General features: G+C 69.1%; 19 protein-coding genes and 3 pseudogenes. 11 read left to right on the top strand and 11 right to left on the bottom strand.

Annotated features, from left to right (window positions below):
- Positions 1-7 precede the first annotated feature (7 nt).
- The 5 genes and pseudogenes from ACWGJB_RS40640 to ACWGJB_RS40620 all read right to left on the bottom strand — a co-directional run bounded on the left by ACWGJB_RS40640 (position 8) and on the right by ACWGJB_RS40620 (position 4,056).
- Positions 8-385 (bottom strand): DUF427 domain-containing protein, encoded by a 378-nt coding sequence (locus ACWGJB_RS40640; protein WP_453385122.1) that lies wholly within the window; start codon positions 383-385, stop codon positions 8-10.
- Positions 386-457: 72 nt separating this feature from the next.
- Positions 458-616, bottom strand: a pseudogene (locus ACWGJB_RS40635) (alpha/beta hydrolase); the annotation flags it as partial.
- Positions 617-900: 284 nt separating this feature from the next.
- Complete coding sequence (locus tag ACWGJB_RS40630; RefSeq protein WP_453385047.1) at positions 901-1,470, bottom strand: GNAT family N-acetyltransferase; 570 nt, start codon at positions 1,468-1,470, stop codon at positions 901-903.
- A gap of 111 nt (positions 1,471-1,581) precedes the next feature.
- The gene (locus tag ACWGJB_RS40625) at positions 1,582-2,517 is read right to left on the bottom strand and encodes a MerR family transcriptional regulator (protein ID WP_453385046.1); all 936 of its coding nucleotides are present in this window, start codon (positions 2,515-2,517) and stop codon (positions 1,582-1,584) included.
- 1,002 nt (positions 2,518-3,519) lie between these two features.
- On the bottom strand, positions 3,520-4,056 hold the full coding sequence (locus ACWGJB_RS40620) for a DinB family protein (protein WP_453385045.1): 537 nt from the start codon (positions 4,054-4,056) through the stop codon (positions 3,520-3,522).
- A gap of 216 nt (positions 4,057-4,272) precedes the next feature.
- Between ACWGJB_RS40620 and ACWGJB_RS40615 the strand changes: the two genes are divergently transcribed.
- Positions 4,273-4,413, top strand: coding sequence for a hypothetical protein (locus ACWGJB_RS40615; RefSeq protein WP_453385044.1), 141 nt, complete (start codon positions 4,273-4,275; stop codon positions 4,411-4,413).
- A gap of 245 nt (positions 4,414-4,658) precedes the next feature.
- On the opposite strand, the gene ACWGJB_RS40610 is transcribed toward ACWGJB_RS40615, so the two are convergent.
- Positions 4,659-4,886, bottom strand: a complete 228-nt coding sequence (locus tag ACWGJB_RS40610) for a hypothetical protein (protein ID WP_453385043.1) — start codon at positions 4,884-4,886, stop codon at positions 4,659-4,661.
- A 307-nt stretch (positions 4,887-5,193) separates the two neighbouring features.
- On the opposite strand from ACWGJB_RS40610, the gene ACWGJB_RS40605 reads away from it, so the two are divergent.
- The 5 genes from ACWGJB_RS40605 to ACWGJB_RS40585 all read left to right on the top strand — a co-directional run bounded on the left by ACWGJB_RS40605 (position 5,194) and on the right by ACWGJB_RS40585 (position 8,887).
- The gene (locus ACWGJB_RS40605; RefSeq protein ID WP_453385042.1) at positions 5,194-5,856 is read left to right on the top strand and encodes a hydrolase; all 663 of its coding nucleotides are present in this window, start codon (positions 5,194-5,196) and stop codon (positions 5,854-5,856) included.
- A gap of 445 nt (positions 5,857-6,301) precedes the next feature.
- Positions 6,302-6,988 carry a YoaK family protein gene (locus tag ACWGJB_RS40600; protein ID WP_453385041.1) on the top strand — a complete coding sequence of 229 codons (687 nt, stop codon included), beginning with the start codon at positions 6,302-6,304 and terminating at the stop codon, positions 6,986-6,988.
- Positions 6,989-7,096: 108 nt separating this feature from the next.
- On the top strand, positions 7,097-7,375 hold the full coding sequence (locus ACWGJB_RS40595; RefSeq protein WP_453385040.1) for a hypothetical protein: 279 nt from the start codon (positions 7,097-7,099) through the stop codon (positions 7,373-7,375).
- A gap of 53 nt (positions 7,376-7,428) precedes the next feature.
- Entirely contained in the window at positions 7,429-8,001 is a 573-nt protein-coding gene (locus ACWGJB_RS40590) for a DoxX family protein (protein ID WP_453385039.1), read from the top strand.
- Positions 8,002-8,401: 400 nt separating this feature from the next.
- Positions 8,402-8,887, top strand: a complete 486-nt coding sequence (locus ACWGJB_RS40585; RefSeq protein ID WP_453385038.1) for a MarR family winged helix-turn-helix transcriptional regulator — start codon at positions 8,402-8,404, stop codon at positions 8,885-8,887.
- 25 nt (positions 8,888-8,912) lie between these two features.
- On the opposite strand, the gene ACWGJB_RS40580 is transcribed toward ACWGJB_RS40585, so the two are convergent.
- Together ACWGJB_RS40580 and ACWGJB_RS40575 are read right to left on the bottom strand one after the other, a co-directional pair.
- The gene (locus ACWGJB_RS40580; protein ID WP_453385037.1) at positions 8,913-9,290 is read right to left on the bottom strand and encodes a hypothetical protein; all 378 of its coding nucleotides are present in this window, start codon (positions 9,288-9,290) and stop codon (positions 8,913-8,915) included.
- A gap of 7 nt (positions 9,291-9,297) precedes the next feature.
- Positions 9,298-9,567: a hypothetical protein gene (locus tag ACWGJB_RS40575; RefSeq protein WP_453385036.1), complete on the bottom strand. Its 270-nt coding sequence runs from the start codon at positions 9,565-9,567 to the stop codon at positions 9,298-9,300.
- Positions 9,568-9,688: 121 nt separating this feature from the next.
- Here ACWGJB_RS40575 and ACWGJB_RS40570 point away from each other — a divergent pair, with 121 nt between their 5' ends.
- Both ACWGJB_RS40570 and ACWGJB_RS40565 read left to right on the top strand, forming a co-directional pair.
- A complete protein-coding gene (locus ACWGJB_RS40570) occupies positions 9,689-10,459 on the top strand; it encodes an IclR family transcriptional regulator (RefSeq protein WP_453385035.1) in 771 nt (256 codons plus the stop codon).
- Positions 10,460-11,236: 777 nt separating this feature from the next.
- Entirely contained in the window at positions 11,237-12,259 is a 1,023-nt protein-coding gene (locus ACWGJB_RS40565) for a DNA-directed RNA polymerase subunit alpha (protein WP_453385034.1), read from the top strand.
- A 592-nt stretch (positions 12,260-12,851) separates the two neighbouring features.
- Here the strand turns inward: ACWGJB_RS40565 and ACWGJB_RS40560 are convergent.
- Both ACWGJB_RS40560 and ACWGJB_RS40555 read right to left on the bottom strand, forming a co-directional pair.
- Complete coding sequence (locus ACWGJB_RS40560; RefSeq protein WP_453385033.1) at positions 12,852-14,834, bottom strand: WD40 repeat domain-containing protein; 1,983 nt, start codon at positions 14,832-14,834, stop codon at positions 12,852-12,854.
- Positions 14,835-15,039: 205 nt separating this feature from the next.
- Complete coding sequence (locus ACWGJB_RS40555; protein WP_453385032.1) at positions 15,040-16,515, bottom strand: hypothetical protein; 1,476 nt, start codon at positions 16,513-16,515, stop codon at positions 15,040-15,042.
- Between the two features lie 419 nt (positions 16,516-16,934).
- On the opposite strand from ACWGJB_RS40555, the gene ACWGJB_RS40550 reads away from it, so the two are divergent.
- The gene (locus ACWGJB_RS40550; RefSeq protein ID WP_453385031.1) at positions 16,935-18,542 is read left to right on the top strand and encodes an ISAzo13 family transposase; all 1,608 of its coding nucleotides are present in this window, start codon (positions 16,935-16,937) and stop codon (positions 18,540-18,542) included.
- 17 nt (positions 18,543-18,559) lie between these two features.
- Here ACWGJB_RS40550 and ACWGJB_RS40545 read toward each other — a convergent pair.
- Positions 18,560-18,867: pseudogene (locus ACWGJB_RS40545) on the bottom strand (ATP/GTP-binding protein); the annotation flags it as partial.
- On the opposite strand from ACWGJB_RS40545, the pseudogene ACWGJB_RS40540 reads away from it, so the two are divergent.
- Together ACWGJB_RS40540 and ACWGJB_RS40535 are read left to right on the top strand one after the other, a co-directional pair.
- Positions 18,865-19,135, top strand: a pseudogene (locus tag ACWGJB_RS40540) (transcriptional regulator); the annotation flags it as partial. The pseudogenes ACWGJB_RS40545 and ACWGJB_RS40540 overlap by 3 nt on opposite strands.
- 125 nt (positions 19,136-19,260) lie before the next feature.
- Positions 19,261-19,749: a flavin reductase family protein gene (locus ACWGJB_RS40535; protein ID WP_453385121.1), complete on the top strand. Its 489-nt coding sequence runs from the start codon at positions 19,261-19,263 to the stop codon at positions 19,747-19,749.
- The last annotated feature ends 24 nt before the right edge of the window (positions 19,750-19,773 follow it).

Genomic DNA, 19,773 nt, shown 5'->3' with positions numbered 1-19,773 from the left:
TGTGATGTCAGCGGGCTTTGACCTCGTCGGCGTCCAGGCCGCGGTCGGCGCCGTGCGCGACGACACTCTGCCCGGGTTCGGGACGCAGGCGTTCGCCGTCCAGATCGACCTCGACCTTGTCCGCCTCGAAGGACACCAGATCGCCGATCCGGTCCACCTCGCGGTAGGCGTCGCAGTACGTCCAGGCGGCGCGGTGCGCGTCGCCGATGTCGTAGTAGTCGCACAGGCCCTTGTAGGGGCAGAAGGTCTGGCCTTCGACGGGCTGGAGCCAGGTCTCGTCGATGTCCGCGCGGGGGACGTACCAGCGCGGGGCGAACCGGGACTCGTAGAGCACGACGGGGTGTTCGGAGCGGGCGATCACGGTGCCGCCGGCGCGGACCTCCAGCGTGCGCGAGGTCGTGCGGATGTCGATGCGGTGGTAGGCGTCGGCGGCGTGCCCGAGGATGCGTTCGTCCTAGCGGTCGGCGAGCGCCGGAATCAGGTTGCGGAACATGTGCGAGCTGGTCGGAAAGCCGTGGAGGAGGACCATGACGGGCGCCCGCGGATCGCCGGCCTCCCGGTAGAAGACGTCGAGGCCGTGGACGGTGGCGGTGCGGTGATGGACTGCGGGAATCATGAATCTAACCTCTCCGTCAGCCTTCACTGGTTATGTCTTCAGTCGAGCACACTCCATCTAACCTGTCAAGGAGACTTATATGGTTAGGCGCGGTAACGGATGCGGAGGCCGATATCGGGCCGACATTCCGGCGTACGGCCATCAGCCCGCATGCAGGGCGGCCTGTCCTGGTCGCCGACGAACAGCGCCATCTCCGAGTTCAAGGCTTCCCTACCAGTTCCTGGAGCGACCGGCTGCCCGTGCGAGAGCCGTCGACAGCAGCGCGAAGGGCTGCCACGGCTGGTTCAGAGGTCACGCGACCGTACGTGCACGTGGCCGGCGAGGGGGTAGGCGGGCGGTGCCGCGGGCAGCAGCGCGGTCAGCTCGTACCGGCTCTTCTGGGCGACACGGCACGACGCCGTGTTGTCCTCCTGATGCAGGAGTTCAAGACGGGTCAGCCCGTCACCGGGGAAAGCGGTGAAGGCCCAGTCCGTCAGCGCCTGCAGTGCCCGGGGGGCCACTCCCCGGCCGCGTGCATGCGCCGCGGTCCAGTAGCCGACCTCGGCGGTGGGCGCGCGCGGGGTGACGTTCTTGAGGACCACGTGACCTGCCAGCCGTCCCTGGGCGCCGGCGGCCTGGGATTCCACGACGGCAAATCCGAAGCGCCGGCCCGTCTCCCATGCCTGTTGCTGGTCCTGAATCCACTGTGCCGCGCTCGCCTCGTCGTTCACAGCTGAGCTCGTCCAGCGGCGCAAGGTCTCGTCGCGGTACAGCCCGACCAGGTCAACAGCGTCTGCCTGGCTCCAGGGGCGCAGCACGAGAGCGGGGGCTGCCGGGGTGGCGTCCGCCTCCAGTCGTACGGTGGTCTTGCCCATGCGGTGTCCGCCTCCGATGGCGCAGAGATCCTGTTTCCCGATCGAGAGTACGAGCCCGCAGCGGTCCGCCGCGCAAGTCGGGCTGTACAGGGGGGCGGTGGGGCCGTTGCCTCAGCGGGCTGCCCGTACCCGCAAAGCCGTGACGGACCAGTCGATCAGCGGGGCGAGGCGTTCAGGTGCCGGCCAGCCGTTGATCAGCGCGAGCAGGTGGAAGTAATCGTCCCAGCGGGGATCGCTCGCCGCTTCCAGGCGGTGCAGGAGCCATGTGTGCAGCCCGGCGTCATGGGCGCGGCCGTGGGCGAGCGCGCAGCGAGCGGTGAGCTCCGCGACCACCGGATCGGCCTGGGCCGAATCCGCCCTGATGCCGCACGCCACGGCCGGTGCAGCGAGATCACGGACGATGGCGACCGCATCCGGGCGCGGCCGTCCGGGGGCAGTCCCGGGCCGGTCGCCCGCGTGGTCTTCGACGAGGCGCCGCACATGGGCGCGGAAGTCCGGGTCCAGGGACAGCTCGGCCAGCTCCACCCATGCCCTGACCTGCTCGTCCGTGGGGTTGTCCGGGAGTTCGGGTGTCATGGAGCGCCGTGCTGCGGCCCAGGTGCCGCCGTGGACGCCTTCGAAGACGTCATCGAGGAAGTCGTCGATCATGCGCCGTCGTTCGGCTGCGGTCAGTGTGGCCAACTGGTACATGCGTTCCATCTCCTCGGGGGTGGGCTCGCGTTTGGCGGCGGCCGCCAGCACCGCCCGTCGCAGACGCAGAACGCTGATCTGCACGTCCAGTGCGGCGGTGTGCTCCGCGACGACTTCGCTGAGGGTGAGTTCCTGATCCACGACCCGCCGGATCAGGCCGAGGCCCAGTCCCAGTTCCCGCAGTGTCCGCACCAGGGCGAGACGAGCGACCGCATCCGGGGCGTAGCGCCGGTAGCCGGCGGGAGTGCGGCCGGCCGGTGCCACGATGCCCCGGTCGGAATAGAACCGGATCGTCTTGACCGCCAGCCCAGTGCGCCGGGCCAGTTCACCGATCGAGTAGAGGGTGCCGCCATCCATGAGCCCACCTTCCCGTCTCCCCCTGCAGGAGACTCAAGTCTGCGCCCCGCCTCCCCACGCCCTGCCGCCGGTTACCTGCCCGGCACAGGCGGAACACGGGACAACACCACACGTCAGACCACGCCCCTGATCGCCACGGCAGCACTCCACACGCCGGGAATCCCCACGCCCGTTCCAGCGGCCTGAGGCCGTCGGGTGATGCGAAATGACCCGCTGCCAGGACGACTTGACGGTACGGACAAGGTGCCGCACCCGGGCCCGCAGAGCTGACGTCCTGATGCCCTGCATGACCGGGAGCATGACCCGGGAGGGAACACGACGACGAACCTGACAGCCCGGCACGGGGCAGGCCGGCCTGGCCCGTGCCGGGTTGAGCTGAGCCGGGCGGCCACGCTGAGCATTCCCCAGTTGCGGCCGGGGGCACCGCTCCGGAGAACGAACCGATCCGCTCACACCGGGGGCTGATCCGCCCGGGACAGGACGACCTGTCCACCGTCAGTGAGGCCATCCCGGAAACCACCGAGGACACTGAGGACATGGGCCTGGCCCACGACCGTCCGCAGCTGCCGGCGGCTGTCCTCGCACCGGCCCAGGGAGGGCCGGCGGGCGCAGGCCGATCCACAAGATCCTGGACTCAGCAAAGGTCGGCACCTACATCAGCGGCCCCCCGAACGTGCGCGGCACACGGGAGGGCGCAGCGCCCGAGGCGCCCCGGTGGCAGCCCGGCCGCGTCGTGATCGACCACGACACAGCAATGACCGGCACCGTCGAACCCCACCGGCGCGAACCGGAGCGTGAGAGCGGCGCCCGCCCGCACGCTGGGCAGACCGCACCCGGCTACCTACTCCCCCGCTGTGGACGATCACGTAATTGGCTCTGGCCGCGGATGCGTGATGGCTACGCCACAGACCCATCGCCCCCCCCTACGACATCCAGCTGGACGCAGGCTGTGCCGACTTCGTCGTGATGCCGGCTCTCGACGCATGGTGACGCGAGGGCGAATTACTCGCCGACGGCACCGTCGATGGCTTCGCGGAGGAGGTCCGCGTGACCTACATGGCGGGCGTACTCCTCAATCACGTGCTCGAGGACGAACCGGACATCGGTGTCGCCGAATTCCGGGTTCGGGACGAGGCGTGCAGGGGCGTCGGTCACCCGTGCGAACACCTGCCGCGACTCCTCGCACGCCTTCAGATAGTCCTCGTAGACGTCTTCGGCCGGCGTAGGGTCCGACTCGTCGTACCACTCGTCACCGGCAACTGTGACGTAGGTCTGATAGGGGAAGAACTGAGGGGTTGTGGCCGCCAGCGTCCGCTGGAACCAGGCCCGCTCGACCCCCTGCAGATGGCGCATGAGCCCCAGCAGGGTCAACGCTGATGACTGCACGGGCCGTTGCCGCAGCTGGGCCTCCGACAGGCCCTCACACTTCCACAGGAAGGTCGCACGGTGGTAGTCGAGGTTCGAAGCGATCACCTCCAGCCACGGGCCCGACACCACGCGCTCGGGCCGAACGATCTTCTGAACCACGATGTCGTCCACGCGGGGGTCTCCATACTCGTCAACAGGCTTGGTCAAGTGCAGGTGCAGGGTCCCGGGGCTCGGCGGCGGGCGCCCTACTGCTACGCCGCGTCAAGCGCGTCCGCCCAAGAAGACCCCTCTTCGCATCGAAACTCATCGCCTGGTCAACCGGAATGGTCGTGATCGGGTCTCCGTGAAGCGTCGCCCGTCGAGGCGGGGCCCGATCACACCCCGGCCGTGACCATCACGCAACCGCTGGTCAGCGCCACTGTCTTCGGGCTGTTCAGCATCGTCTACGGCACCTCGGCGGTCTTCGCCTCGTTCGAGGAGCGGCGCGGTCGTACCAACGCAAGCCGGTCCGAGCCGGTCAGCGCCTGACCAGAACGGGGTCGCACATCGACGGCAACGCGGAGCAGTCGCCGTACGGGCCGGCCGGCCCGCCCACCGCCGCCGCCGGCACGGCCTGTTCCAAGGCCGGCGGCCGAGCCAGGAGCAGCCTCCGGGCATGTCCGGCTCGTCGAGCAGGACCTCGGCGCCGTCTCGGACGCCAATGGTGACGGTTCCGGTAGAACGGGGCTGCCGGGGCGGAGGGCGACGGGTGAACCGGGCCTCGGGACCCGGGGTCAAGTGGCCACCTGGGCTGCTTGTGCGGCCTTGTCCACCAGTGTGCTGAGGGCAGGCACCTCCGTCCCCTCCTGGTCGCACTCACGCAGGCGGCGCTGGTGCCAGTACCGAAAGCGGCGCGCGGCCGGCAGGCCGGCCACCGTGGTGATGCCGAGGAGACTTGCCTGCCCCAGGTTGATCGCGGATGAATCTGCCTTGGTGTTCGCCTGCTGGGCCGGGGCAACCACTGTTCGCAGTCACCGTCGCCGCGGCCGATGTCTGTGGCCTGGAACATCGACAACGCTCTCCCGCGCAGGGTTTCCTTTCCTCCGTACTAGTTCATCATTCAACTTCTCGTGACGAAGTTGGCGCTGTGATCCATCCCCCTCGGGGCACGGTTCACGGCCGGCGTGACACCCCAAGGAGGCCGCGATGCCGGCATCCAAGAACCGACCGCAAGGGCTGCTGGCGCGAGCCGGCCGCCTCTTCGGCCGACCCGCGGCCAGACACGCCAGGTCTGCGCCCCTTCCTGTAACAGAAGAAAAGGAACCCGTCATGTTCAACATCGCCAACGTCCAGGCCGCTCCCAGCCCGGACCTGCTGACTCCCGACAACTCGGTGATGCTGTTCGTCGACCATCAGCCGCAGATGTTCTTCGGGACGGCCAGCGGCGACCGCGGCGCGATCATCAACGCCACCGTGGGCCTGGCGAAGGCCGCCAAGGCCTTCAACGTCCCCACCGTGCTGACCACGGTTGCCGCGGAGTCGTTCTCCGGCCCGCTGCTGCCCCAGCTCGCCGAGGTCTTCCCCGGCCAGGAGATCATCGACCGCACCACCATGAACACGTGGGAGGACAGCGCGCTCGTCGAGGCCGTCAGGTCCACCGGCCGCAGGAAGATCATCCTGTGCGGCCTGTGGACCGAGGTGTGCCTGGTTCTCCCGGCGCTGTCGGCGCTCGGACAGGGCTACGAGGTGTACGTGGTGGCCGACGCCTCCGGTGGTGTCACCCCGCAGGCTCACGAGCACGCCCTCCAGCGCATGATCAACGCAGGCGCGGTGCCGGTCACCTGGATCCAGGTGCTGCTCGAGCTGCAGCGCGACTGGGCCCGCGGCGAGACCTACGGCGCTGTCATGGAGATCGTCAAGGAGCACGGCGGCGCCTACGGTCTCGGCGTCGTCTACGCCCAGTCCGTCGTCGGCGCCCACGCCGCGGGCTGACCGCCGTCCGGGCCGCCGGTCCGAGGGCGCCCCGCCCCGGGCCGGCACCGGACCGTGGCCCAGGACCTCGGTGTGCAGGACGTCCGGCGGTTTCGGCGGGGCGGGCGCCATCTCGGGCCGCAGGGCGAACGCCACCCACCGCAGGCATGCGCCGAACTGCACGCGACTGACGGCCTGTTGGGCGGCCCCGGGAGGTGCCGCCGCGTGCAGGACCGGGCACGGCAGCCGTGTCGCCGGCGGGTGTCCGTGGGCGGTGGGGCAGCGCCTCGTCCGCGCGGCCGTCGGCCGGGGGGGCCGAGGATGCCGGCTGAGGTCCCCGGCCGGCTCCTGGATACACCCCAGGAGCGGGCCCATGCCTGCGGCGAGCGTCCAGCCGGCACGGCGGACGGGGTCTCCAGTAACAGCAACCCAGACCGAACACGGGCCGTGACCCAGGGAAACGACAGTGACTATCAACCATCCACCGGCCCAGCGTGCGCCGGGCGGCCACGAGCCGCTGCTGCCGGCCCTCATGACCGCGACAGCCGTGAGCGGCCTCATCGACGCCGTCAGCTACCTGGGCCTGGGACACGTCTTCACCGCGAACATGACCGGCAATGTGGTCATCATCGGCTTCGCCGCCGCCGGCGTACCCGGCTTCTCGGTGCTCGGCTCGCTGGTGTCGCTGGCCGCCTTCCTGGTCGGAGCGGTGGCCGCCGGCCGTCTGGAAACCGTGATGCGCCACCGCACCCCGTCGCGCTGGCTGCGCTTGACCCTGGTGCTTGAAATGGTCTTGCTGGCCACGGCGACAGCCGTCGCCTTCGCCGCGAGCCATGCGGTCTACGCGGTCATCGCCCTGACCGCACTGGCCATGGGCCTGCGCAACGGGACCGTTCGCAAACTCGCCGTGCCGGATGTGACCACGACGGTGCTGACGCTCACTCTGACCGGACTGGCGTCCGACTCGACTCTGGCGGGCGGTACCAATCCGCGTGCCGGCCGCCGGCTGGTCTCCGTGCTGGCGATGCTGACAGGCGCATTCGGGGGTGCCCTGCTCGTGCAGCACACGGCGCTTGGCCGGCCCCTGCTGGCCAGCACGTTCGGTGCCGCTGCTGCCGCCCTGGCAGTGCCCCGCAGCTCACCCTCCGGCTGACGCAGCCCAAGGCCCCTCCCTCCTCACGGCGCCTCTCGGCTACTGCTTGACCCCCCACACAACTTTTCAGAACTCCCTGTCCAGATGATTTCCATGGCCACTATGCCTGTGGCTGGCCTTCCCCCCGTCCACGACCTCCACGTCGCCGACATCGTGGTCCGCAATGCCAAGATCTACACCGGCGACCCCGTGCACCCGCAGGCCGGCGCGGTCGCCCATTACGGCGGCTACCAGGCCACCGTCAAGCCCAGCATCTCGGGCGCGCGACAGGCCGAACTGCTCGGCCAGGCGGTCGCCGAAACCGAGCAGCACCGGCAGTGGCGCACCCAGCGCGGCTTCGTCCCGGAGGCTCGGACGGAGATCTTCGACACCTGCTTCCTGCTGTAACGCACGGAATCTCACCACTACCGCATCACCTACCCACGCATGAGGAAAGTGCCATGGACACCGGATTGCTCGTCCTGAGGCTGGCCGTCGGCCTGCTGTTCGTCGGGCATGGCATCCAGAAGGTCAGCCACCGGCTCGGAGGCCACGGGATCGAGGGTGGAGCGGCAGAGTTCCGAGCAGACGGGTTCCGCGGCGGCCGGCTCACTGCGGCCGCCGCCGGAGGCGGGCAGATCGTCGCGGGCCTGCTGCTCAGCGCAGGAGCGCTCACCCCCTTGGCGGCCACCATCGCAGCGGGAGTGATGACGGTCGCGGTCACGGTCAAGTGGCGCAACGGACTCTGGGTGCAGAACAACGGCTACGAGTACCCGCTCGTACTGCTGATCCTGCCGGCCGTGCTGACGCTCACCGGACCCGGCCGCTGGTCGGTCGCAGGCCATCGGACTGCTTCCCTGGGCCCCCTGGTGGACCGCCGCAGCCGTCGGCCTCGGCATCGCCGGCGGACCGATGACCCGCGCCCTCCTCGCAGGGCCCGTCCTTCAGGACTGAGTGGTGGGACGTCGTGTCATTTGGTGAGGCACGGGCGGAGCTGTGAGGTGAGCATCGCCAACCGATGCAGGCGCTCGTAGTACCGGAGTTCTCGTTCGTCGGTCATCAGGCGCAGCGCAGAACCGGTCCAGATCCGCGATGCAGTGGAGCACTGTCCCGTGGCGCCCTGTGTCGAGGGAGCCACTGATGTTGCGCCAAGTCGTCACGCATCCGGCGAGGTCCGCATCCGGCATCACCATGTCGTTGCCGGCCAGTTCCGCACCGCGCCCTCGGGCGGGGAACTCCGCGTCCAGGCGTTCCTGCCACACACAGGCCACGCCGGCTTCCCGCTTGCTGTCCACTCACGGAGATCATCCGCCACCACGCGGCCCGTCCCCGGAGGGTGGTCATTCAGGTAAGCGGCGGTAGCAGACGAGGGCTACAGCTACTGCCGGCAGGTGACGCAGAACGGTGCGGCATCGCCGAATTCAAGGAGTCCCTGTGGAGAGAATCGAATCGGCCAGTCCCGACGTGCAGAAGTCTGTGCGCTCCTTCAGCAGTGCGGCACGCTGGCTCACCGAGCAGGTCGGGCAGGAGTTCCGACGCGAGACGGGCATGTGGCAGATCCACTATGAGATGCTTTCTTGGCTTTCGGAAGCTCCTGAGGGGCAACTGAGCCTCACCAAGTTGGCTCGGCGGATGGGGATATCGACAAGCAGACTCTCCCATCTGGTGGACCGCACGCGGGAGCACGGCTGGGTGGAACGGGCATCGGATCCTGTCGACCGTCGTATCGTCCTCGCCAGGCTGACCAGCGCAGGAAAAGTTGCCTTTCAAGCGGCAGCTCCGCTCCAACTTGCCTGTGTGCGCTCGCGCCTCCTCGATCGTCTCACCCCTGCCCAGGTGGAGCAGCTGCGGGAGATCAGTGACGCACTCATCGGGGCGGTCGACCAACAGAATGAAGGCGGCAGTGCAGGGCCGGTATAAACGGGCACGTCCGTCTGACGTCACCTCAGAACGTGCCGTGCGCCCAGGCGGCGAGCCTCTGTCGGTGAGCCTCGACAGTAAGTGCGGCGACCGTGTCCGCGGTCGGGTCGGCGTAGATCTTGACCGCCCGGGCGCCGGTGCCCCGAGCCACCGCCAGGGGCGGGTCGGACTCGTCGGTGAACGCCTGCATCCAAGGCGCAGCGCCGGGCGTACCGCCCTGTGACGTCCGCCGGGCGCTCGGGTCGTCGAAGAAGATCGGCCCGGACATGAGAACGGCGTAGTGGATGTCAGGGCCGGGGATCTCGCCGACCAGCGCGGCGCGGGCGAGTTCAGTCGCCTGGCGGAGGTCGTCGACCATGTCCCGGATCGCCGTGGCACCGCCGTAGACCTGCCGGCGCAGCACGGTCCCGTCAGTGGGGCGGCGTCGCGATGTGCTGGTGGGACTCGATCAGGCCGGGGACGACGAATCGTCCCGTGAGGTCGACGAACGCCGCTGTGTTGTCAGCGATCTCGGCATCGGGGACGACCGCCCGGATGGTCGCGCCGTCGGTGACGATCGACGTCGCCTTCCGCGCCGGGCCGCCCGTCCCGTCGATCACCGTTGCCCCCCGGTAGGCCACCTCCGCGCCCGCCGCGGGTGCGGCCCAAGGAGTCGGCGCACCCAGAACCCCATGGCCCATCGAATTGACCTCTCCGCGGCCGGGACTTGAGCGAAGATGTTACGCTGAACGTAACATCTGTATCGGTATAGGTAACACCGGGAATGTAACAAACACCAGAGTGCGACAAGGGGCGCCACGCATGCCGAAGCCATCCAGCTCTGCTGTCGACAAGGCACTGGACCTGATCGAGGCACTCGCCCGGTCCGACCGCCCGCTGCGCCTCAGTGAACTCGCGGGCGAGGTCGGTCTGCATCGCGCGACTGCCTACCGTGTCCTGCTCGACCTGATCCGCCGGGGCTGGGTGCTGCGCACCGACGACCACTACCTCCTTGGTGCGGCCGCGCTCCAGCTGTCGCACCCGGCCGCGCACAACTCGCTTGTCGTCGTGGGCCGTCCGACGCTGGAGGCCCTCTCGGAGCGCACCGGGATGATGGTGAACCTTCAGGTGCTGGAGGCCGACCGCTCGCGCGTGATCGACGTCGTACGACCGCTGCGGCTCGAGATGATCAATCACCTGCGGGACGAGATGCTCCCCGTCCACAGGTTCGCCGGTCCAGTGGCCCTGGTGGCACTGCTCGACGAGGACGCGCGGCGCCCCTATCTGCGCCTGGCGGAGGAAGCCGGTCATCCGCTCGCCGGCCCCGAAGGCCTGCTGGCGGACATCGAGCAGGCCGGGCGCACCGGTTATGCCTTCGAGCGCGGTCGCGCCGAGCAACTCGTCGCGTCTGTGAGCCGGGCCGTGGTCTCCGCGAAGGGGTGGCCGATCTGCGCGCTCACCCTGGTCGGGCTCGACGCCGAGTTCGACGAGCCGCACCTGTCCGAGCTGAAGCGCCATCTCCACAGCGCGACGGACGCACTGCAGAACGCGCTGACGGGCCTTTCCTCGTCGCCGCAGACGGATCCCCTGTGACTCTGGCACTCGTTGTCCACTGGGCCACGCTCCACGTGCGAAAGGAAAAGTGCCGTCGGCCGAAGTCGGTGTTGTTGACGCGCGTGGGGATCTTCCCGCCGTCCGGATCCTTGACGGTGAACTCCACCTTCTTCCAGTCATCCCGGTCCGCCGGCAGCGCCCGAGGCGACCTGGGCAGTTCCATGCCAGGCAAGCAGGTGAGAACACCTACCGCAGCGGCGTGGAGCCGGCTACGTCGACCCTACAGTCCGTCGACGGCCACGGATCCACGATCAGATCCGGCCACGCCGAGAGCCACCCTGGACCGACGCAGGGCGACGAGTGCCGCCTTGACGGGTTCGATGACCGGATCCCCACGATCTGAGTTCCGTCATCGGTCCCGCCCCATCATGACGACCGCGATGACGGCGTCCACGGGGTGCGGAGTCCGCCGTACGTCAGGCGCCTGTCCGCGGACAAGCGCTACGTCCGCGACGTCTACTGACAGCAACCGCACGCAGTGGGCACAACGGGTCGCGACGGCCTGGCCCGAAGACTGGGAGCGCAGAACGGACTGGCTGCCGTGTGAAACGTGACGGGCAATCCGAGAGTTGAACGCAGGCAAAGCAGAAGAGGCCGTAGGGTTGACGCGCCGAAGAGAGGCCCGAAGCCTCCTCGCCGGATCGGGCAGACGGGAGGTTCGGCCTGTGCGGAGGCGGATACGCCCGTATCGCCCGTACCCTTCGTGGTGTCTACGGCGTCACATAGCGGGCGCCAAACCACTGGAGGCAACACCTCGTGCTGATTGCTCAGCGTCCGTCCCTGACCGAAGAGGTCGTCGACGAGTTCCGCTCCCGGTTCGTGATCGAGCCGCTGGAGCCGGGCTTCGGCTACACCCTCGGCAACTCCCTGCGTCGCACCCTCCTGTCGTCGATCCCCGGCGCTGCTGTCACCAGCATCCGCATCGACGGCGTCCTGCACGAGTTCACCACCGTGCCGGGCGTCAAGGAGGACGTCACCGACCTGATCCTCAACATCAAGCAGCTGGTCATCTCCTCGGAGCAGGACGAGCCGGTCGTGATGTACCTGCGCAAGCAGGGCCCCGGCCTGGTCACCGCCGCCGACATCGCGCCCCCGGCCGGTGTCGAGGTGCACAACCCCGACCTGGTCCTCGCCACGCTCAACGGCAAGGGCAAGCTGGAGATGGAGCTGACCGTAGAGCGCGGTCGCGGCTACGTCTCCGGCGTCCAGAACAAGCAGGTGGGCCAGGAGATCGGCCGTATCCCGGTCGACTCCATCTACTCGCCGGTACTGAAGGTCACGTACAAGGTCGAGGCGACCCGTGTCGAGCAGCGCACCGACTTCGACAAGCTGATCGTCGACGTCGAGACGAAGCAGGCCATGCGGCCGCGTGACGCCATGGCGTCCGCCGGTAAGACCCTGGTCGAGCTGTTCGGTCTCGCCCGCGAGCTCAACATCGACGCCGAGGGCATCGACATGGGCCCGACCCCCACGGACAGTGCCCTGGCTGCGGACATGGCGCTGCCGATCGAGGAGCTGGAGCTCACGGTCCGCTCCTACAACTGCCTCAAGCGCGAAGGTGTCCACTCCGTGGGTGAGCTCCTGGCGCGCTCCGAGGCCGACCTCCTGGACATCCGCAACTTCGGGGCGAAGTCCATCGACGAGGTCAAGGAAAAGCTCGCCGCCATGGGCCTCGGGCTCAAGGACAGCCCGCCCGGATTCAATCCGACCGCCGCCGCCGACGACTTCGGCACAAGCAACGGCCCGGACGCAGGTTTCGTGGAGACCGAGCAGTACTGAACGCTGCTCGGTCACAGAAACGCCGTGTACAGGGACAGGTGAACCTCCACACTGTTCCCTGTCCACGGGGCGACCTTGCCCGGGTCCTGCCGATCGGCGTCGAGGGTGCCGGAGAGGTAGCCGTCGCGAGACGGCTACGCGCGACCGACGGGAGAACGCCGGACGGTTGGACGAAGACGCCGCACTGCCGGACCGAGGCGATGCGGTTGCCCGAGCGCGGACTGCTTCGCCATTGCTCCCCCGGGAGGCGGGAGCGGGCGAGCACCGCCCAGCGGCGACGCCATTGATGCCGGTGCCGATCGCGGTACCGCCGAGGCCGCGCCCCCAGCAGCGTGACCGCGGCCTCGTTCAGCCGCCGGGGGTAGGTCTCGGTCATGACCGCACGGGCGGTGAGCTCCGGGCCCGGCGCCGTGGGACGGCGTCCTCGAGCCGGTGCGGCGCGGCTTGCCCGCCCATGGCCGGACGAACCGCGCGGGCGCGCCATCCGCGAGGTTCGGGCCACAGGCCGGCCTGTCGCGCACGCCGCGCGGGCTCTCGGGATCCGTCCCGAGGCTCCGCGCGACGGGATGAGACGGGTTGCGGCTGAACGCGTTCACTGTCTGGTGAGCGGGAGGCTGAGGACTCCGCGGTCGTGTCCGACGATCAGGTCCGGACCCGCGGTGGCCAGACAGGTGAGCACCACATCCAGGGCGATGTGCCCCACCGCGCCGGTTTCCGGTTCCCATACCCGCAGCCGGTGACCGTGATGGGTGCCGGTGACCACGACCGTGCGGCCGCTGTGCACTGTGCCGGCAGTGATGACCGGCAGGCCGGCGGTGCCTGTGGAGGCGGGCAGACCGTCGCCGATCGGGGCACCGGTGGCAAGGTCCCACAGCATGACCACGCCGCGGTCGTCTCCCGTAGCCAGCAGGGTGCGGTCGGGTGTGGGGACGGCCGCCACAGCTGCCACACGGTGGTCGGCATCGGCGAGCGCACGTGCGCTCAGTTGCACGGCCGCGCCTGGTTCCCAGGGGTCGTCGACGGCTGGATCCCACACGTGAAGGCGGCCCGCGGTGTCCGAGGCCGCGATCAGCGTGTGGCCGGCGGAGATCGGGACGGCCGCGATCGACTGGATCGGACTGCCATAGGGGTTGAGGCGCCCGACGCACTCACCGGTGTCCGGATCCCACAGCCGGACCGCGCCTCGGGGGGTGGCGGTGACGAGCAGGATGCGGCCGTCGGGGATGGTCGCGGTACACATTCCGGTCACCCCGCCGGGCCAGTCGCCGGCCGGTTCGCGAACCGGCTGCCCGGTGACAGGGTTCCACAGGGCGACCGTCCCGGTGTCGCCTCCGCTCGCCAGAAGGACGCGGCCGTCGGGGAGGGTCAGGGCCGTCATCGAGCGGATACGGTCACGATGTCCTGGCAGCGGGTCATGGACGAGTCGGCCGTCGGCCACGTCCCACAGGCACACCACGCCCCTGTCCCCGGCGCCGGCCACGAGCGTCGGCCGACCGGGGCGGGACACCACCGTCAGTGAGTTGACACCCCCGAATGAGCCGGGCGTGGAATCGGAGAACACCGATATACGGCCCCAGGCGGTGCCGTCGGCCGCGAGCACCGCGTTCTCCTCCCGCCGGAACCGAGTCGCTGCCTCACCTGTTCGCCCGGCCGCCGCTGACTCCACCACGGCAGCCGACCCGTCGGAGTCCGTCCACGCCTCCGTCGGATGCTGCTGGGGGCGCGCACCGTCCGGGTTCTCCGCCAGGCCGTTGGCGATCGTCCACGTCTGCTCGCAGTCCCAGCAGCGGAAGTATCCGGTGAGCGAGATCAGTTGGCGGGCCAATTCCCTCGCGGCCTGTTGCGGGGTGCCCCTGACCGCGACCAGGACGGCGACCAGGCACAGGACGGCCTGCCCCGATGTCTCGGGGGGTACCCCTGCCACCGCGACTTCGCGTGCCACCCGCAGGAAGGGCTCCCACCCCTCCCCCAGTGCCTCCTCCGGCAATACCGCGGCGACCTCGCCCCAGGGATGCCCTCCCCGCCGGACATGGGCGGGATCAGGCAGCCCCGGAGCCTCGAAAGGCGGACGCGCCGGGTCCGCGAAGAACTCGGGGATCTCGGTATCGCTCCCGCACCCGGGACACACCAGCAGGAGGCCACTTTCCTGGGGATCGAGGAACTGCTCCAGCGCTTCGCCCGTGTGGTGGCCGGCGAAGGCCACACAGGAGAGCACGAGGAGGGCGCAGACCTGCGCGGGAATATCGGCGGCAAGGAGGCTTCGGGTGGCCGCCTGCTCGGCCAGACGCAGCGCGGCGCCGAACCCCGCCTCGAGATCGGCCGGGACGGGGGGCCTGTGATCGGCGGTCAGGATGAACCCCATGTCCACCCAGAAGTCCACGGTCTGTCCCGGAGGCAAGGCCGCTGCCGCCTCGACGAGATGCGGCAGGGCCGCATAGGCCCCGTCGGAGACGATTCCGTCGTCCATCAGGCCGCCGGTCAGGTACGTCCAGGACTGCCTCCATTCATCGCCGCTCCCGGTGGCGGCCGCGGAGGCCAACTGCTCCAGGAGTGCTTCCACCTCCTCGGCTTTCACACCGTCAAGTTCAAGCCAACGAGGGCTGTGCAAGGGCAGCTTCGGAATCATGGAACGAGTCTCGCAGTCGGCGGTGACAGTCAGGGGGCTTGGTGTCCGGCAGCCTCTTGCTCCCGGCGACGCGACCGGTGCGTGTGGTGAGATGCCGTGCCCCGGCAGACGAGGTGACGTACGGATCGGCAGGATGTCGTCCCTTCGCCTCGGATCAGCTCATCATCCGATCGGCAACCACTACCACTGAACGGGGCACGATCCGCTCCAGGACCGGCAGCACAGCGGCCCAGCCGCCGAGAACCACGACCTGCGCAGCGAGCCTGCGGGCCTGGGACGGCTCGGACAGCTCCACGAGTGCGGCCAGTGCGCGGGCTCGTGTCGCGCGGTAGGCGATCGAGCGGATGAGAGTCCCGGCCCGGCCCGGATCGCCGCGCCGGGCCGTCTCCCGGGCGACCGCGACCAGTGCCTCGCCCTGTGCCCAGCTGTCGTTGATCGAGTGGACGAGGGCCTCGGCCCGGCCCGGATCGCCGCGCCGGGCCAGTTCCCGGACCACTTCGATCAGCGCCCTGGCCTGTGCCCGGCGGTCGGTGATCGCGTGGGCGAGAGCCTCGGCCCCGCCCGTGTCGCCGGAGCGGGCCAGTTCCCCGACGACCTCCGCCTGCCGCGCCACGGACAGATCAGGGTCGAGCCGGTCGGCGAGGGCCATGGCCCGCTCGACCTGTCCACGCCGGGCCAGCAGAAGTGTCACGGACCTCAGCAGAATGTCGTGATCACGGCCGTCGCCGGTCTCGAGCAGTGTCTCGGCCCGGTCGGCCAGAGCCAGGGCCACGTCCTGGTCGGCGGTTTCGGCGACCGCGTCCAGCACACACGCCATGTCCCAGGCGTCGAGCGGGGATCTGGGGGAGAACGGGCGAGCGGCGGCGAACGGTCCGGGGTCCAGGTCTCCTTCCAGGACCATGTCCTGGTCGTCGGCTCCGCCGAGCGCCCACCCGCATACCGTTCCCCCGGCCCCGACTGCGGGTCCGGGCGGGCGCAGGAGAGCGTCGAGCCGGTCCAGGTCCCCCGCAAGCGCCTCCCGGGCCAACACCACGGCCAGGGGGCGTGGCTTGGACCACCCTGTCGAGTTGCGGGACCGGGTGATGTCCTCCACGCGGTCGGCGAGTGTGGCGGCCCGGTCATGGTCTCCGGTGGCGACGGCCACCTCCACGAGGAGGGCGAGCACCTGTTCCGTCCCGTCGACGGTGTAAGTACTCACCTCGTCGTCGGCACGAGCGGCGAACCTGAGCGCCTCATCAACGTCGCCGCTGTCCGCCACCGCCTTCGCCAGCAGGGCCCAGGCCCTCCCCCAGTTGTGCGGGTAGCGGATCCTCTCCGCCAGAGCCACAGCCCTGGCGCGCTCACCGGCACGGGCCCACGCCGGCACGAGGGCGACCAGCGCCTGGTCCCGCAGTTGCCGCAGGGGAATCGACTCGGCCAGCACCTGAGCGCCGCACAGGTCTCCCGCACCCGCCGCGGCCTGCACCAGCTCCAGAAGCTCCGTACCCTGCTTGAGCTCGTCACTGATCGTGTACGCCAGCTCAGCCGCGCGGACGAGGTGGCCGGTGCGGGCGAGCGCCCTCGGGAACCACTCACTGGTGAGACCGGCGTCCGGGTCCCTGCCCACCGACAGTCGCAGAAGGGCCAGCAAGCAGGGCTCGTACCCCCCTTGCACGAGGTCACTTCCCACGTCGTTCTCCGGTGCCAGGCCGCGACGTCGCTCCCGTTCCCGCGTCATGAAGAACTCCGGCCCCCACTGGGCCAACCCCTCCGGCATGCCTGGTGCCCCCTTGGTGAAACCCCCAACTGCGCACCCGCGCAGGCGGCCCAACAGTACTGGTGGGACTCCGTCAGATTACTGACGTGCGAGAACTCAGATCCCGCGGCACTCGGCCGGCCAACCGCCGGAGGACGAACTGCCCCGTGTCTGCAGCAAGTCCGACATCACCGTCCGCGCTGACGCCGCCGGAGACCTCATAGGCTGAACTGAAGGTACACAGCAGGAGCCGGTAGTTAGGGCGTGCAGATCTTTAACTCGTAGCTTTCCGTTCGGTGGGTCGTTGATCTGGTATGAGCGGGTTGGATGGACAACGGGCCTTGCTGGCAGCCAAGTTCGAGGCGATTCTGCCGCACCTTGATGAGCGGCAGCGGCGCCTGTTGATAGGGGCGGAGGCCCAGTCCCTGGGCCACGGCGGGATCAGAGCAGTCGCCCGTGCCGCCGGTGTCCGTGAGGCCACTGTGTCTGTCGGAGTGCGGGAACTCGACTCGGGGCAGGCTCCGTTGGGACGGATCCGTCGGCCCGGTGCCGGCCGCAAGCGCGTCGTCGACCGGAACCCGGCCGTTCGGGAGGCGCTCCTCGTACTGGTCGAGCCGGATGTTCGCGGAGATCCCATGTCGCCGCTGTGCTGGACCACCAAATCCACCCGCAAGCTCGCCGAGCGGCTGACCCGGCAGGGCCACCGGATCTCCGCGGACACGGTGGGCGACCTGTTGCGCGAGGAGGGCTTCAGCCTGCAAAGCAATGCCAAGACGCTGGAAGGCAAGCAGCACCCCGACCGGGACGCACAGTTCCGCTACCTCAACGAGCAGGCCCGCGACCACCAGGACGGCTGGGCCCCGGTGATCAGTGTGGACACGAAGAAGAAGGAGCTGGTCGGCCCGTTCAAGAACAGTGGCCGCGAATGGGAGCCGAGAGGCGAGCCGGTACGTGTCGACACCCACGACTTCCCCGACCGTGAGCTGGGCAGAGCAGTGCCCCACGGCATCTACGACGTCGCTGCGAACGCCGGCTGGGTCAACGTGGGCACCGACCACGACACCGCTGCTTTCGCCGTCGAGTCGATCCGACGCTGGTGGAACGGCGCCGGCAAAGCCGCCTACCCGACGGCCGGCCGACTACTGATCACCGCCGATGCCGGCGGCTCCAACGGGTATCGCACACGCACCTGGAAAACCGAACTCGCCGGATTCGCCGCCGAGACCGGCCTGGCCATCACTGTCTGCCACCTGCCTCCCGGCACTTCGAAGTGGAACCGGATCGAGCACCGGCTGTTCTCCCACATCACCATGAACTGGCGAGGCAGGCCCCTGACCAGCCCCACCGGCATCCAGGTCACCGACGACGAGATCGCCGCCCTGCCCATCACCCGCCACCGCTTCCACGGCGACTGGAACTACACCCTCCACCCGCACCATCCGATGGACGCAGCGACGACCGACAGCACGTCCGGCCAGGCCACGGCGACCAGACCGCCTCGCCTCACGCGGCATTCGCTGCAAGCCCCCGAACTGACCGGGATGACCCGCCAGCAACTCAACCAACTCATCGACACTTTGACGCCCGCGCTGGAGATACAACGCGAGGAAGTGCTCCGCGCACGTCGTGGGCACGAGCGTCTGGTCGCACCCGGAACAGGCGCCAAAGCCAAGCTCACCCCAGCCGACCGGATCCTGGCCACCGTGCTCCACCTGCGCAAACTGGCCACCATGGACCTCCTGGGCCAACTCTTTGGCGTCACCGCCGTGACCATCTGCCGAGCGAGTCAGGAAGTCCGCCCACTCCTCGAAGCACATGACCACCGCATCAGTGCCTCCACCGCCCGCTTCCGCACACCAGCCGACATCACCACGTTCCTCGCTTCGGACCCCCTCCAAAACAAGATCAAGAAAGCAAATTAAAGATCTGCACGCCCTTAGCTCACCAGCGGGTTGGGGCCGAGACCGTTGAGGTCGACCAAGGCGATCCGCGGCATCACTGTTCGTGGGCGAGGAACGGCATGGCCCGCGGCCACGAGTCACGGTGTGGATCGACGAAGACGAGCCCACCGCCCGCGTGAGCCCAGCCGATCGCCTGCGCCAAGGCTCTTTCCGTTTTGCCACCGCCGGCCTTGCCGACGCCGACTTCGAACAGGGTCTCCTCAGCGTAGGTGGCGACCAGCCGCTGCCGGCCGTCCGGGCCCCGGTAGATGCCCTGCAGCAGCAAGTCGGGGTTGCCGAACTCGTGCACTCCGAACTCACCGGGTACGTTCCCGAGTCGGAGCAGTCCGCAGGGCTCCTGGGTTTCGCGGTTCCGCTCCGACTGCGGTCCTCGTACGGTGAGCTGCGCCTGATGACGACCGTGACGACCTTCGCGACCGCCGGTTGACGTGACACTCGCCGAGCTGAAGCTGGAGGCGTTCTTGCCAGCCGACCCGGCGACAGCCGAGGCTCTCTCGGCGGCCGCCGGACCCACCGCCTCTGCTGTCGAGGGTCAAGCTCCGGGGAACATGTAATCGGCCTTGATCCGGCCGTTGCCGGCGAGAGGACGATGCCGGCGATCAGCCGGGTGCCGCAGCCGCACACCGACAGGGCGCAGAATGACCCCATATCCAATCATTCGATGCAGGAGCCAGGTACTGTGCCCGAGCTTGATCCCTTCACCGACCTGCTCGACTATCCGATGTACGTCGTGACCGCGGAAGCCGGCTGGGAAAGAGCCGGCTGCCTGGTCGGATTCGCCTCTCAGTGCTCGATTCGGCCCGCCCGGCTCATGGTCTGGCTGTCCAAAGCCAACCGGACGTACCAGGTGGCCGAGCGCGCCGAACGACTCGCGGTCCATCTCCTCGGCCGCGACCAGGACCGACTGGCCCGGCTTTTCGGCGGCGAGACCGGCGACCGCACCGACAAGTTCGCTCACGTCCCCTGGCATCCAGGACCGGGCGGAACGCTGATCCTCGACGACGCCCCCGCCTGGTTCGCCGGTCGCGTGGAGAACCAGATCGACGGCGGTGACCACGTCGGTTTCCTGCTCGCTCCCGAGGCGGCGAACAATCCCACGGGCAACAGAACCCCGCTGCTGACGCTGAACGACACCCATGACATCATCCCAGGCCACCCGGCGGACTGACTGCCGTGCATGCCGAAGCTGAGC

Source organism: Streptomyces sp. NPDC054813 (genome assembly GCF_053611365.1).
This window is presented reverse-complemented; position numbering and strand designations above follow the sequence as displayed.

Coding starts and splice junctions, on each gene's coding strand:
- ACWGJB_RS40625 (WP_453385046.1), bottom strand. CDS start 2,517: ATGGATGGCGGCACCCTCTACTCGATCGGTGAACTGGCCCGGCGCACT.
- ACWGJB_RS40590 (WP_453385039.1), top strand. CDS start 7,429: ATGGACACCGGATTGCTCGTCCTGAGGCTGGCCGTCGGCCTGCTGTTC.
- ACWGJB_RS40550 (WP_453385031.1), top strand. CDS start 16,935: ATGAGCGGGTTGGATGGACAACGGGCCTTGCTGGCAGCCAAGTTCGAG.
- ACWGJB_RS40605 (WP_453385042.1), top strand. CDS start 5,194: ATGTTCAACATCGCCAACGTCCAGGCCGCTCCCAGCCCGGACCTGCTG.
- ACWGJB_RS40630 (WP_453385047.1), bottom strand. CDS start 1,470: ATGGGCAAGACCACCGTACGACTGGAGGCGGACGCCACCCCGGCAGCC.
- ACWGJB_RS40575 (WP_453385036.1), bottom strand. CDS start 9,567: ATGGGCCATGGGGTTCTGGGTGCGCCGACTCCTTGGGCCGCACCCGCG.
- ACWGJB_RS40570 (WP_453385035.1), top strand. CDS start 9,689: ATGCCGAAGCCATCCAGCTCTGCTGTCGACAAGGCACTGGACCTGATC.